General features: G+C 52.5%; 15 protein-coding genes and 1 pseudogene. 11 read left to right on the top strand and 5 right to left on the bottom strand.

Translation table 11 applies throughout. The features are described from left to right. Positions 1 to 45 precede the first annotated feature (45 nt). Positions 46 to 251: pseudogene (locus ACJ69_RS25625) on the bottom strand (IS4 family transposase); the annotation flags it as partial. 200 nt (positions 252 to 451) lie between these two features. Further along, positions 452 to 1,183 (bottom strand): hypothetical protein, encoded by a 732-nt coding sequence (locus ACJ69_RS02590; RefSeq protein ID WP_054830170.1) that lies wholly within the window; start codon positions 1,181 to 1,183, stop codon positions 452 to 454. A gap of 86 nt (positions 1,184 to 1,269) precedes the next feature. On the opposite strand from ACJ69_RS02590, the gene ACJ69_RS02585 reads away from it, so the two are divergent. The 5 genes from ACJ69_RS02585 to ybiO all read left to right on the top strand — a co-directional run bounded on the left by ACJ69_RS02585 (position 1,270) and on the right by ybiO (position 7,165). Further along, positions 1,270 to 2,010: an SHOCT domain-containing protein gene (locus ACJ69_RS02585; protein WP_232248390.1), complete on the top strand. Its 741-nt coding sequence runs from the start codon at positions 1,270 to 1,272 to the stop codon at positions 2,008 to 2,010. A gap of 609 nt (positions 2,011 to 2,619) precedes the next feature. Continuing rightward, positions 2,620 to 3,363 (top strand): glutamine ABC transporter substrate-binding protein GlnH, encoded by a 744-nt coding sequence (glnH, locus tag ACJ69_RS02580; protein ID WP_023310880.1) that lies wholly within the window; start codon positions 2,620 to 2,622, stop codon positions 3,361 to 3,363. 84 nt (positions 3,364 to 3,447) lie between these two features. After that, the gene (gene glnP / locus ACJ69_RS02575) at positions 3,448 to 4,107 is read left to right on the top strand and encodes a glutamine ABC transporter permease GlnP (protein WP_014169254.1); all 660 of its coding nucleotides are present in this window, start codon (positions 3,448 to 3,450) and stop codon (positions 4,105 to 4,107) included. Further along, positions 4,104 to 4,826 carry a glutamine ABC transporter ATP-binding protein GlnQ gene (gene glnQ, locus ACJ69_RS02570; RefSeq protein ID WP_023310879.1) on the top strand — a complete coding sequence of 241 codons (723 nt, stop codon included), beginning with the start codon at positions 4,104 to 4,106 and terminating at the stop codon, positions 4,824 to 4,826. Before glnP ends, glnQ begins: the two co-directional genes overlap by 4 nt. A 125-nt stretch (positions 4,827 to 4,951) precedes the next feature. Continuing rightward, a complete protein-coding gene (gene ybiO / locus ACJ69_RS02565; protein ID WP_059346380.1) occupies positions 4,952 to 7,165 on the top strand; it encodes a mechanosensitive channel protein in 2,214 nt (737 codons plus the stop codon). Positions 7,166 to 7,213: 48 nt separating this feature from the next. Here the strand turns inward: ybiO and rlmF are convergent, their stop codons facing one another. After that, entirely contained in the window at positions 7,214 to 8,125 is a 912-nt protein-coding gene (rlmF, locus tag ACJ69_RS02560) for a 23S rRNA (adenine(1618)-N(6))-methyltransferase RlmF (protein ID WP_054830168.1), read from the bottom strand. A gap of 243 nt (positions 8,126 to 8,368) precedes the next feature. On the opposite strand from rlmF, the gene mcbA reads away from it, so the two are divergent. The 3 genes from mcbA (at position 8,369) to ybiJ (ending at position 9,570) form a co-directional block, all read left to right on the top strand. Next, positions 8,369 to 8,635, top strand: coding sequence for a DUF1471 family periplasmic protein McbA (gene mcbA / locus ACJ69_RS02550; protein WP_029739809.1), 267 nt, complete (start codon positions 8,369 to 8,371; stop codon positions 8,633 to 8,635). 122 nt (positions 8,636 to 8,757) lie between these two features. Continuing rightward, positions 8,758 to 9,024, top strand: coding sequence for a DksA/TraR family C4-type zinc finger protein (locus ACJ69_RS02545; protein ID WP_033144995.1), 267 nt, complete (start codon positions 8,758 to 8,760; stop codon positions 9,022 to 9,024). 285 nt (positions 9,025 to 9,309) lie between these two features. Further along, positions 9,310 to 9,570, top strand: a complete 261-nt coding sequence (ybiJ, locus tag ACJ69_RS02540) for a DUF1471 family protein YbiJ (RefSeq protein WP_023310874.1) — start codon at positions 9,310 to 9,312, stop codon at positions 9,568 to 9,570. A 116-nt stretch (positions 9,571 to 9,686) separates the two neighbouring features. Here the strand turns inward: ybiJ and ybiB are convergent, their stop codons facing one another. After that, a complete protein-coding gene (ybiB, locus tag ACJ69_RS02535; RefSeq protein ID WP_059346378.1) occupies positions 9,687 to 10,649 on the bottom strand; it encodes a DNA-binding protein YbiB in 963 nt (320 codons plus the stop codon). A gap of 266 nt (positions 10,650 to 10,915) precedes the next feature. On the opposite strand from ybiB, the gene ACJ69_RS02530 reads away from it, so the two are divergent. The 3 genes from ACJ69_RS02530 to ACJ69_RS02520 all read left to right on the top strand — a co-directional run bounded on the left by ACJ69_RS02530 (position 10,916) and on the right by ACJ69_RS02520 (position 12,568). Beyond that, positions 10,916 to 11,452, top strand: a complete 537-nt coding sequence (locus tag ACJ69_RS02530) for a fimbrial protein (RefSeq protein ID WP_054830167.1) — start codon at positions 10,916 to 10,918, stop codon at positions 11,450 to 11,452. Positions 11,453 to 11,520: 68 nt separating this feature from the next. Next, positions 11,521 to 12,195, top strand: coding sequence for a fimbrial biogenesis chaperone (locus ACJ69_RS02525; RefSeq protein ID WP_047648315.1), 675 nt, complete (start codon positions 11,521 to 11,523; stop codon positions 12,193 to 12,195). Between the two features lie 25 nt (positions 12,196 to 12,220). Then, complete coding sequence (locus ACJ69_RS02520) at positions 12,221 to 12,568, top strand: FimD/PapC N-terminal domain-containing protein (RefSeq protein ID WP_081051410.1); 348 nt, start codon at positions 12,221 to 12,223, stop codon at positions 12,566 to 12,568. A 41-nt stretch (positions 12,569 to 12,609) separates the two neighbouring features. Here the strand turns inward: ACJ69_RS02520 and ACJ69_RS02515 are convergent, their stop codons facing one another. Next, on the bottom strand, positions 12,610 to 13,533 hold the full coding sequence (locus tag ACJ69_RS02515) for an IS5-like element IS903B family transposase (RefSeq protein ID WP_001118619.1): 924 nt from the start codon (positions 13,531 to 13,533) through the stop codon (positions 12,610 to 12,612). Between the last annotated feature and the right edge of the window lie 34 nt (positions 13,534 to 13,567).

Here is a 13,567-nt window from a genome sequence, read left to right as displayed (position 1 = left end):
TTCATATAATTGCTCTATTAAACCCTCGCCATGACGCGATGCCGTTCACATAAGCGGAGCCGCACTGTGTTTCACTGAATAAAGGGTTTTTGATATCTTAACCGCCCGCGGCCTTCATGGTCGGGGGCGTTTTATTATGAACAACGCTTCCAGATTTCCACGCAGATGTTCCTGCTTTTTCGAGATGGTTCCTGGTGACGCTCTATTTCCAGCACTAGCCTGTCCGTCGCTATAAGCAAGTACGCGATCTTGAGCAAGGTGTTAACGTCGGGTCGAGGATAAAAAAACGGCAGAGCGCATAATCGCTCTGCCGCCAAACGCTAATGCTTAATTTTTCGGCGAAAAAAGAGAGCAAGACATATGATAAAAATCATATTTTCAATGAATGTTAAAAAAGCAGCCTCGCTGTTGGCCCTTCACGCGCCCGAACAGACGAGGAAGCTTGCTGCCCTTACTGTTCAACGATCGAAATAACATTCCCGGTTCGCAGATCTACCCGCGCAGAGACAGTCTCTTTGACTACGCCACCAAAGGCGTTGGTGCCACGGAATGTGGTATCTATCATGGCATGCGGATCGTCGGTCAGAACCAGATGATACCGTGTGGAGAGGTGTTTGTAGGAAGAATCATCATGCATGTCGGCTTTGATCATGGCCTCTAACGGACGATAAGCCCCGTTCCAACCGCTAAAATTATCCTGGAATGTATCGAAGTTGATGCGTTTTGCCAGCATCTCAGGACTGGAACGGTATTCAGTGACACACCAGTTCGCTATCACGCCAAACGGTGTATCACCCTGCGTGGTGTAGCTGTTCTGGCTCACGCAGGCATAAAACCCCTCTTCTGACGCGACGGGCACCTGACGATATGCCATATAAGCAGCCACAATCTTGTGTCGCGTATCCTTACGCTCCCTACGATACTCGGTAAGGGTTTTATCGGCATATTTGAAAGGCGGCGGGGAGACATCCGCATTTTGCGGCTGATCCTGTTTTTTCACGACGGCCGGACTGCGGTCGGCCGGTAGCAGGATGGCATTGATTACGCAGAGGCCCAGAAAACCGCCCAGATAAACGGCACTGGATTGCTTACGACCGGGCATTTTGACAAGCGAGGGTTTAATCAGGCCAATAATAAAGGCCACAAACAAAATAAATGCGATTAAAGAAAGAAAAGTGCTCATCGTTATCCTTTTGACTGTATATATCCATTAAAAAACAATGCCATATTATCAGAAAATAAGATCTAATTAGGGAGTAATTCACTCTTATGCGCCAGCACTGGAAGAGACGTGGCAGTCGTCTTCATTCTGCCGGCAGGATTCTTTCTTCGCATCCGCTCGCTGACCTCTCCGCGTCTGAAGCAGATCATCCGGTAAATACCGTGTACACAATCGCCTTTCAAGAAGTGCAGTTATCCCGGGTATGCAATATGATAGATGATTCATTTTGCAGTGACTTCAATCCGATGCAGGCCAAATGCATCGGTCTTCTTAAAGGGAGTTTTTTGATGAAAGAAAATAAACACGTCAGCAAATTCGAAGCAAACCATCTCAATCCTGGTGAAGCCGTTCTGCAGTGGGGAGAAGGCTATATCGGCAAAGTGATGGGACAGGGTAAGGACAAACAGCACAACGGTGTACTGATCGTTACGGGCCAGCGAGTGGCATTCTACCGTAAAGGTTTTCTCGGCGAGGTGATTGAGACTATCCCGTTAAAATCCATTACGTCGATTGAACGCAAGTCCACGCTGGGTCACCGGGTCATTCGGATCCATACTTCCCACGACGATCTGGAATTTAAGATGTTCAGCAAGGATGCAGAACTCGCCCTGATTGAGGCGATTGAAGCTGGCCGCGGAGTGAAGACGGAAACACCAATAGCCGAACCGGCTATGACCCACCAGGATCCCTATGAGCAGCTCAAAAAGCTTTCCGAACTCAAAGAGAGCGGGATCATTTCGGAAGAAGAATTCCAGGCCAAAAAAAGCAAATTAATGGAGCTGATTTAACGTTCCTTCCTCCGGGTTAACAGGGGAAATTATTGGATTCCGCAGCCAATTCACCGGAGAACGGTTTTTGCTATCTTAATCGCCCTCGGCCTTGCTGGTCGGGGGCGTTTGTTGCCTCACGCCGTAATAGCTGTCCGCGGGAGCGATGTCAGCACCATTTTCTCCACGCCGTGCACCTCACAAGATATCCCTCGGACATATCAGTACTCTGGCAGTGAAGGTTTCTCTTTCAGTGCCTGTTTTGACACTTTCAATTTCAGCTGCCTGTCACCTGTGCCATTGGTGAGGGTTTTGCACATCTATGGTGCACAGTTTTTGCCTGCACACCTGCAAAAGTGAACGAAATGTAATAATCACCTCACACAACCGTTAACGGAAGATTGTTTTTTCGTCAGAATTTACGCTAAATATCTCCCCGTCAGTTGCGCCAAACGAAGCGCACCAAAACGGTGCTCCAGTTTGGTGCAACAAAGCCTCATTGCCCCATTAATTGTGCAATGCATGACATCATCCCCTTTGCAAAACAAGAGCTTGTAAAGTTGGCACGATTTTTTCATTGTGCCACCTGTTCTCGCAGGGGATCGCCCCGTGGATATAAAAGGAAATGCTATGAAGTCTGTATTAAAAGTTTCACTGGCTGCACTTACCCTGGCTTTTGCAGTGTCTTCTCAGGCTGCCGACAAACTGGTTGTGGCGACCGACACGGCGTTCGTTCCGTTTGAATTCAAACAGGGTGATAAATACGTTGGTTTTGATGTGGATCTGTGGGCCGCTGTCGCAAAAGAACTCAAGCTGGATTACACCCTGAAGCCTATGGACTTCAGCGGCATCATCCCGGCCCTGCAAACCAAAAACGTTGATCTGGCACTGGCAGGCATCACCATTACCGATGAACGTAAAAAAGCGATCGACTTCTCTGACGGCTACTACAAAAGCGGCCTGCTGGTCATGGTCAAAGCCGATAATAACGACGTAAAAAGCGTGAAAGATCTCGACGGCAAAGTGGTGGCAGTGAAGAGCGGCACCGGTTCTGTTGATTACGCGAAAGCAAATATCAAAACCAAAGACCTGCGTCAGTTCCCTAACATCGACAACGCGTACATGGAACTCGGCACCAACCGTGCTGACGCTGTTCTGCACGACACGCCTAACATCCTGTACTTCATCAAGACAGCCGGTAATGGCAAGTTCAAAGCCGTTGGCGAGTCTCTGGAAGCGCAGCAGTACGGTATCGCATTCCCGAAAGGCAGCGACGACCTGCGCACGAAAGTTAACGGCGCGCTGAAAACGCTGAAAGAGAACGGCACCTATAACGAAATCTACAAAAAATGGTTCGGTACCGAGCCTAAATAATAAGACGTAAAAATGACGTTCACTCGGGGGCGACCTTTCGCCCCTGCTATTTTTGAAACACGGTAACAGTAACAGGAAATTATCATGCAGTTTGACTGGAGCGCCATCTGGCCTGCCATTCCTATCTTGCTTGAAGGCGCTAAAATGACCCTGTGGATTTCGGTCCTGGGTCTGGTTGGTGGGTTGATTATCGGTCTTGTCGCCGGTTTCGCCCGCACCTACGGCGGCTGGATCGCAAACCACATCGCACTGGTTTTCATCGAAGTGATCCGCGGCACGCCTATTGTCGTGCAGGTCATGTTCATCTACTTCGCCCTGCCTATGGCGTTCACCGACCTGCGCATCGACCCGTTCAGCGCGGCCGTCGTCACCATTATGATCAACTCAGGCGCCTACATTGCGGAAATCACCCGCGGTGCGGTGCTGTCGATTCATAAAGGTTTCAGTGAAGCCGGTCTGGCGCTAGGTCTTTCTCGTCGCGAAACGATCCGCCACGTTATTCTGCCGCTGGCGCTGCGTCGCATGCTGCCGCCGCTCGGTAACCAGTGGATCATCAGTATTAAAGATACGTCGCTGTTCATTGTTATCGGCGTGGCAGAGCTGACCCGTCAGGGGCAGGAGATCATTGCTGGCAACTTCCGCGCGCTGGAAATCTGGAGTGCGGTAGCCGTTGTCTACCTGATCATTACTCTGGTTCTGAGCTTCGTTCTGCGTCGTCTTGAAAGAAGGATGAAAATCCTGTGATTGAATTTAAAAACGTTTCCAAGCACTTTGGCCCAACCCAGGTGCTGCACAATATCGATCTGAACATTAAACAGGGTGAAGTAGTGGTGATTATTGGGCCATCCGGCTCCGGTAAATCCACCCTGCTGCGCTGCATCAACAAGCTGGAAGAGATCACCAGCGGCGATCTGATCGTCGACGGCCTGAAGGTAAACGACCCGAAAGTGGACGACCGTCTGATTCGTCAGGAAGCGGGCATGGTGTTCCAGCAGTTCTACCTGTTCCCGCACCTGACGGCGCTGGAAAACGTGATGTTTGGCCCACTGCGCGTACGCGGTGCCAGCAAAGCGGCGGCGGAAGCGCTGGCAAAAGATCTGCTGGCGAAAGTTGGCCTGGCAGAACGTGCGCACCACTACCCTTCCGAGCTGTCCGGTGGTCAACAGCAGCGTGTGGCGATTGCCCGCGCCCTGGCGGTCAAACCGAAAATGATGCTGTTTGATGAGCCGACGTCCGCACTCGACCCGGAGCTGCGTCACGAGGTGCTGAAGGTCATGCAGGATCTGGCGGAAGAAGGGATGACGATGGTTATCGTGACCCACGAAATCGGCTTTGCTGAAAAAGTGGCGTCCCGCCTGATCTTTATTGATAAAGGCCGCATCGCGGAAGACGGTAACCCGCAGGAGCTGATCGCGAACCCGCCGAGCCAGCGTTTGCAGGAGTTCCTACAGCACGTCTCCTGATCGTTCGCTTCAAACGTAAGCCGGGCTTGCCCGGCTTTTTTACGCCAGATTGTTCCCAAAAATCCCCCGCCGCGCCCCGACTTCTATACTTATCATTTTGTTCGACATTTTCACCGGAGGACGCCGTGCCGTGGATCCTGTTGCTGTTGATAAGCCTGTTTAGTGCGCCATCGTTCGCCGTCGCGATCCCCGGAGTGACCACCGGAAACACCGCTACCCAGCAAAGTACGCCGCCTCCGGAACCCGATGTTGAACAGAAAAAAGCCGCCTACGGTGCGCTTGCCGACGTCCTTGAAAACGACACTTCCCGACAGGAGCTCATTGGTCAGCTGCGCAAAGCCGCCGCCACGCCGCCGCAGGAGTCGGTGCCAACCCTCACCCCTCCGCAGGTTGAGGAGCAAAAAACGGTGCTGGAAAACGTCACCGACGTGAGCCGCCACTATGGGGAAGCGCTCTCCTCACGCTTCGCTCAGCTTTACCGCAACCTGATTGGCTCACCGCATAAGGCATTTAACCCGCAAACGTTTACTGCCGCCGCCACGCAGTTCCTGATGCTGGCGGGTGCGGTATTTCTTTTTTACTGGCTGGTGCGCCTGTGCGCGTGGCCGCTGTACCGCAAAATGGGGCAATGGGGACGCAGGAAGAATCAGCAGAAAAGCAGCTGGCTGCACCTGCCGTTGATGATAGCCTCAGCGTTTATCATCGATTTACTGCTGCTGGCGTTGACGCTGTTTTTAGGCCAGATGCTGGCCGACAGGCTGAATGCAGGCAACAAAACCATCGCCTTCCAGCAGTCGCTTTTCCTTAATGCCTTTGCCCTGATTGAGTTCTTCAAGGCGCTGCTGAGGTTACTCTTTTGTCCGCACGTGCCGGAGCTGCGTCCCTTCTCCATTCGGGATGCGAGCGCGAAGTACTGGGCGCTGCGTCTGAGCGTGCTCAGCGGGCTGATTGGCTACGGCCTGCTGGTTGCCGTGCCGATCATCTCCAACCAGGTGAACGTCCAGTTTGGCGCGCTGGCAAACGTGCTGATCATGATCTGCATTACCGTCTGGTCGCTGTACCTTATCTTCAACAATAAAAAAACCATTACCCAAAGCCTGCTGAATCTGGCCGATCGCTCCCTCTCCTTCTTTAGCCTCTTTATTCGCGCGTTCGCCCTGGTGTGGCACTGGCTTGCAAGCGCTTACTTCATCGTACTGTGCTTCTTTTCGCTGTTTGACCCGGGCAATAGCCTGAAATTTATGATGGGGGCGACGTTCAAAAGCCTGGCCATTATTGGCATTGCGGCCTTTGTGTCGGGGCTGCTGTCGCGCTGGATCTCGAAAACCATCACCCTGTCGCCGCAGGTGCAGCGTAATTACCCGGAACTGCAAAAGCGGGTAAACGGCTGGATGTCGGTATCGCTCAAAGTGGCGCGCATTCTCACCGTCTGCGTGGCGATTATGCTGCTTCTGAATGCGTGGAGCCTGTTTGATTTCTGGAACTGGCTGCACAACGGTGCGGGTGAAAAAACGGTCGATATCCTGATTCGCATCGCGCTGATTTTGTTCTTCTCCGCCGTCGGCTGGACGCTGCTGGCGAGCCTTATTGAGAACCGCCTGGTCTCAGATATTCACGGCAGGCCCCTGCCCAGCGCGCGGGCAAGAACGCTGTTAACCCTGTTCCGCAACGCGCTGGCGGTGATTATCAGCACCATCACCATCATGATCGTGCTGTCGGAAATCGGCGTGAATATCGCCCCGCTGCTGGCGGGTGCCGGTGCCCTGGGGCTGGCTATCTCCTTCGGCTCACAAACGCTGGTGAAGGATATTATTACCGGCATCTTCATTCAGTTTGAAAACGGGATGAACACGGGCGATCTGGTGACCATCGGGCCTTTAACCGGCACCGTGGAGAGGATGTCCATCCGTTCGGTTGGCGTGCGTCAGGACACCGGGGCTTACCACATCATTCCCTGGTCTTCGATTACCACCTTCGCCAACTTTGTGCGCGGGATTGGTTCCGTTGTGGCGAACTACGATGTGGATCGCCACGAGGATGCAGATAAAGCGAAGCAGGCGCTGCGCGATGCGGTAGAAGAACTGATGGAGATGGAGGATATTCGCGGGCTGGTGATCGGAGAGCCGTCATTTGCCGGCATCGTCGGGCTGACGAACACGGCGTTTACCCTGCGCGTGTCGTTCACCACCCAGCCGCTGAAGCAATGGACGGTGCGCTTTGCCCTCGACAGCATGGTGAAGAAACACTTTGATCTGGCGAACGTGCGGATGCCCGTGCAGACCTATCAGGTATTGCCGCCGCCCGCATCGCCGCTCCCTCCGCAGGAGCCGACGCTGTAACCTGGTTGCCGGGTGGCGGCCTCGCCTTACCCGGCCTACGACGGAGTGCTATTTGCGACGTTTGTGATTGTCCATAAACGTCCAGGCGATAAAGCGGCTCTGTTTCTGGCCCTGCGCCATCTCTTTTTTCACCACTTTTACGGCGCCCGCTTCGGTCAGCGCCCGGTAGAGCGGCGGCAGGTTATCCCCGCGGGAAACCAGCGTCGTGAACCACTTCACCTGACGGCCAAACTGTTCGCTTTCCGAAATCATGCGAAGGATAAACGCCACTTCGCCCCCTTCACACCAGAGCTCATGCTGCTGTCCGCCGAAGTTCAGCGCGGCGTCTTCAGCCTGGCCCAGGTTACGGCGCTTGCGCTCGCTGCCCGCACGGGCCGATGCCGCCGAATCATGGAACGGCGGATTGCACATCGTGGCGTCATAGCTTTCGTTTTTGTGAATAATGCCGTTGAAGATCGACGCCGCGTCTTTCTGACGACGCAGGCGAATGGCGCGACTTAATCCTGGGTTAGCGCTGATAATCGCCTGGGCGCTGGCAAAGGCCTCGTCACCGATTTCGCTTCCGGTAAAGCGCCACTGATATTCATGCGCACCGATCAGCGGGTAAATCAGGTTCGCCCCGGTGCCAATATCCAGAATGGTGGCCTGCTGTGGAACGACACCCTCATTGCCTTCGGCAAGAAGGTCGGCAAGGTGATGAACGTAGTCAGCGCGGCCCGGCACAGGTGGACAGAGAAAGCCTTCCGGAATATCCCAGTGAGCCACACCGTAAAAATGCGCCAGCAGGGCTTTGTTCAGCATTTTAACCGCCTGCGGGTCAGCAAAGTTGACCGAGGGCTCACCCGCTGGGGTCTGAACAAGATAGTCCTGCAGCGGCGGGCAGCTCAGGCATAACGCGTTCATGTCGTAGCGGCTGCGGTGGCGATTTCGCGGGTGCAATCCCGGCTTTTGGGCAGTCATGGCATTCTCCTTTAAACAGCGGCGTAAGATACCCTTTGCAGGCCCAACGGTAAATCTTTCTCTGCGACGCTCAAAAACTAGCCATAAATCAAATACCTTTATGTTTATGATCCGTCAGCGAATTGCCAATCTACATTGTTCAAAAAATAAGCAGATCATCATCAAATATTTGCGCTAAGTCACACTAGTCAGGCTTCTAAACTTAAAGGGAATCACCTGTTGTTTCCTCATGAGGATGTGATTATGAAAAAGTACCTGACCCTTGCTGTTATCGCAGCCGCCCTGGCGACCGCGTCCTTCTCTGCCATGGCCGTTCAGTCACTCACCCAGAGTACCGATACGAGCCAGCTACGTCCTGCAGGCACCGTTTCGGTAAGCCGTGCCAGTAACCTTGACGATCTGCAGGCTAAGCTCGCCGAAAAAGCCCGTCAGGAAGGTGCAAAAGGATTCGTAGTGAACTCCGCTGGCGGAGATGACCATATGTACGGCACTGCGACCATTTATAAATAACCTGTCTCTTCCGCAAGACTGCATCTGCCCAACGGGTGCAGTTCTCTTCTCCCTTCGCCTTGATTGTTCATTTTTTAACCCCATAGTAAACGTATGGCCTAAACCAATTTCAGGAGGACGCTATGGCTTCCGGCTGGGCAAATGACGACGCTGTTAACGAACAGATCAACAGTACAATTGAAGATGCGGTTGCGCGTGCCCGCGGTGAAATTCCGCGCGGCGAAAGCTTAACGGAATGCGAAGAATGCGGAGAACCCATTCCGGAGGCGCGCCGAAAAGCCATTCCCGGCGTACGGCTTTGCATTACCTGCCAGCAGCATAAAGATTCAAAAAATTCATCACACTCGGGATATAATCGCAGAGGTTCGAAAGACAGCCAGTTACGTTGACTTTGCTTTACCAAAGCTAACCGAGCGCGCGCGTTCCTTTACGCTCACGGTTTTTAGCCAGACGCGTAGCAAAACGTGCCCTTCGTATCGCTTCTGTAAAGCGCATCCGCAAGAAGTGTAAAGGGGTGCTTTGAATTTATTAATATTCAATAAGTTATTTGTCATTCAATTTTTTTGAGCAACCACGTCAATTCTCTTCGATTTTATCACTCGCAAAAAACCGTGATACTTATCACATCGACGGAACATCGTCCCCTTAACAGAAACACCTGCGAGAGATTAATTATGAAAACCATCAAATATGCTGTAGCTGCTGTTGCCCTGTCCGCTCTGTCTTTCGGCGCTTTCGCTGTCGAGCCTGTCTCTTCTACTCAGGCACAGAACATGAACAAAGTCGGTGTGGTAAGTGCTGATGGCGCAACCACTCTGGACGGCCTGGAAGCCAAACTGGCTGAGAAAGCCGCTGCTGCCGGTGCAAGCGGATACACCATTACCTCCGCTAACGGCAATAACAAGCTGAGCGGTACCGCGGTTATCTACAAATAATCGACTGAACGAATGCTGTACCCTCGCCATACCCTCTGGTGAGCTGCTCCACCCTCATTGACCCTGTTGTTGTTACCCTTGCTTGCCCGTCCGCCACTGGACGGGCTTTTTTTTGTCTAAAACGCCTGCGCCACGCGTTCAAGCCCGGCCTGGACGGATTCCACTTCTCCGGTTGCCAGCAAACAGCAGGCCATCTGCAGCTTGATCGAATGCGGAACAGGAACATTTCCGGCAAGGCACTGCTCAATCCAGTGGGCTGTAGTATGGGGATCTTTTGCCTCAGGCAGTATCACACCGGCATTCTCTTCCCCGCGTTCCAGAACGGCACGCGTTCCGGCAGAATCAATCAGCATCACCTGCGGGCAGCGCTGCGGGTTCGCATAAACCTCACCCTCCGTGCCGTGCATCAGTAACGCCCTTCCGCCAATAGCCTCAAAGAACTGCCCCACGCGCGCCACGTATTCCGGATGCGAAACGCTGGAAAGACGCAGGGCGGCATCTTCGCCAAACGGCGTAGCCAGTTTCGCCAGCGTGTGTGCGCTGTTGCGCACCCCCATGCGCCAGCGCATATCGAGCTGCTTTTCCAGCGGCGGGCAGAGCGTGCCGACCGGGATATAAACAGGCTGATGGCCATCCAGCTTCGCCTGCGCCTGGCCGGCATGACGCGTAGGCTCGATGCCCAGCATCCCGAAAATGGTCTCCGTCAGAACGCGGGTGGGATCTTCGCTGACGCCGTGCACCACCACCGGGAACCCCAGCTTGTGTAACAGGATAGCGAGCAGCGGGGTTAAGTTTGCCTGCTTGCGCGCGCCGTTGTAGCTCGGGATCACGATCGGCATCGGTTTTGCCACCGGCGGCGTTAAGCGCAGCGTTTGCGCCTGCATAGCTTCATAGAAGCCGCGCATCTCCGCTTCACCTTCGCCTTTGATACGCAGCGCGATCAGAATGCCCCCCATCTCCAGGTCGGGGACGTCGCCCTCCAGCATGCGGGTATAAAGCGCACGCGCGGTTTCATGGTCCAGATCGCGGGCATGATTTTTCCCGCGCCCTACCTCTTTGATAATTTTACGATAATCCACGACATTTCTCCTTACAGCAGGTTATCAACAATATAGCCCTGATGATAACGCCGCTGTTAGTTTTTTTGCCCACCCTGCGGTTTTTTATAATCAATTGTTTTGGTAAGAAAAAGTATTTTGCAAGAATTAATTGAATTATTTGTAAGCCGCGCGGGACCTTTCCCTGCCTGAGTTTTCTGATTAAATAGCCAGCGGTGAGTAGTTGAGACATAACTTCGAATAATGCGGGATGCAAAGGTCGAAAGGAGAAACATACAGGTTTAAATATGAAAAAAATCACTTTAGGTTTATTCATTACTGCCGCTTTGGGATGCTCTGCATCTTCTTTCGCGGCATCCACCGGTGAGGGGCAAATTAACTTCACAGGTGAAATTATCGATTCCGCCTGTCAGGTGGTTAACGGCATAAGCAGTCCGCTGAATGTTGCGCTGGGCAAAGTCTCCAAAACAACATTTACTGGCGCAGGCTCTACCAGCACCTTAACGAAATTTGATATTCAGTTAAAAGACTGCCCGGAAACGGTCACGTCTGCAGCCATCAATTTCGGTGGTACGCCAGATGCGGATAATAACACCACGCTGGCCTTGACCCCGGGTGCTGCGACTGCAACTGGCGTGGCGATTCAGCTGGTTGATTCTTCCGACCAGCCAGTCAGTTTATATACGCCTTCAAAGCAGTATCCTTTAGCTGCTGGCACGACGGTAAATCATCTGGAGTTTGGCGCACGTTATATTCAGACTCAGGAATCGATCACTGCCGGCCAGGCTAACTCAGCGTCTACTTTTACAGTTATTTATAACTGATACGATCAATACGGAGATATTCTCCTTCACGTGAAGGTTAATATCTCCTCTTTCTTTGAGACAGATTTATGCGACACAGTTATTTATTAAGCGCACTTTTACTGACCGCAGTAACAGCCCATGCAGGTGTGATTATTAATGGCACCCGACTGGTTTATCAGGGAGAGAAAAAAGAGTCCTCGATTGGGATTTCCAACCCGGATGAAATTAACTATCTGGTACAGTCCTGGGTAGATACCGGTTTAAAAAAAGATGATAAAGCGCCATTTCTGATTACCCCGCCTCTGTTCCGTCTGAACGCTAAAGAAGATAACGTATTACGTGTGGTGCGCACCGGCGGAAATATGCCAGAAGATCGCGAGTCTTTGTACTGGTTAAATATTAAAGCCATTCCTTCTTCAAGTCATGAAGAGGGCGTTAATACATTACAGATAGCCATCAATACCCGTATTAAATTGCTGTATCGCCCTGCATCGATTAAAGGCAAACCCGAAGAAGTGGCAGATAAACTGGAATGGCACCGCGAAGGTAATGATCTGGTGGTCAACAACCCTACGCCTTTCTATATGAATTTCCAGAGCGTAACGCTGAACGGCCAAAAAGTGGCAAAAGCGACCTGGGCTGTGCCAGATACCTCTACCCGCTTTGCCCTTCCGGCAAATATGAGCGGTAACACCGTGAGCTGGTCGGTCATTAACGATTACGGAAGCATCAGTAAAACCTGGTCTGCATCCGTTCGTTAATACTCTATTCGACGCCTGGATAATCATGTACACCACAACTAAGCCGCTATTACGTCGACTGCATGAAATGCTGCCCACTTTTTGTGGGGTAGCGGTGACATGCTGCGCGCTGCAGGCCCACGCTGATGATTATTTTAACCCTGCCCTGCTGGATATTGATAATCCAGAGCAGGCAAAGACCGATCTCTCTGTTTATGAAAATGGTCCCGGTCAGGCGCCAGGCAAATATCAGGTCACGATGTTCGTCAATAACAATAAAATCGACACCCGTGACGTCCTTTTTACATTACAAAAAGATGCGCAGGGAGATGATTCTCTGCAGCCTTGCCTGAGTCTGGATGAATTAACGCATCTGGGCGGCTTTGTTGAATAAATCAGATTTCGGGTAAGTCTCCCCCGTAGCGGGTTGTGTTTTCAGGCAATACGCACGCTTTCAGGCATACCTGCTTTCGTCATTTTGTTCAGCGCTCGTACCAGGGCCATAGCCTCCGCAACCTGACCATCGTAGTCACGCAGCGTCAGTGAACCCCCGAACAGCTGTTTTACCCGGTACATCGCCGTTTCCGCTATCGAGCGACGATTGTAATCTGTTGTCCATTTCCACCGCGCATTACTCCCGGTCATTCGCTGATTAGCCACTGCACGGTTACGGTCTGCATATTCACCGGGCCAGTAACCCGCACCTTTTCGGGGAGGGATAAGCGCGCTGATTTTCTTACGCCGCAGTTCATCGTGACATAGCCGGGTATCGTAAGCGCCATCGGCGGCGGCTGACCTGATTTTCCGGTGGGTTTGCCGGATTAACCCGGGGAAGGCCTCTGAGTCCGTAACGTTGTTCAGCGACAGGTCAGCGCAGATGATTTCATGTGTTTTACTGTCAACGGCGAGATGCAGCTTACGCCAGATACGGCGGCGTTCCTGGCCATGCTTTTTGACTTTCCACTCGCCTTCACCGAAGACCTTCAGCCCGGTGGAATCAATTACCAGGTGTGCGATTTCACCCCGGGTGGGCGTTTTGAAACTGACATTAACCGACTTTGCCCGCCTGCTGACACAGCTGTAATCCGGGCAGCGTAGCGGAACGTTCATCAGAGAAAAAATGGAATCAATAAAGCCCTGCGCAGCGCGCAGGGTCAGCCTGAATACGCGTTTAATGACCAGCACAGTCGTGATGGCAAGGTCAGAATAGCGCTGAGGTCTGCCTCGTGAAGAAGGTGTTGCTGACTCATACCAGGCCTGAATAGCTTCATCATCCAGCCAGAAAGTTATGGAGCCACGGTTGATGAGGGCTTTATTGTAGGTGGGCCAGTTGGTGATTTTGAACTTTTGCTTTGCCACGGAACGGTCTGCGTTGTCGGGAAGATGCGTGATC

Source organism: Enterobacter asburiae (assembly GCF_001521715.1).
Taxonomy (GTDB): domain Bacteria; phylum Pseudomonadota; class Gammaproteobacteria; order Enterobacterales; family Enterobacteriaceae; genus Enterobacter; species Enterobacter asburiae.
The sequence above is the reverse complement of the archived record's forward strand: the minus strand, read 5'-3'. Positions and strand labels throughout refer to the sequence as shown.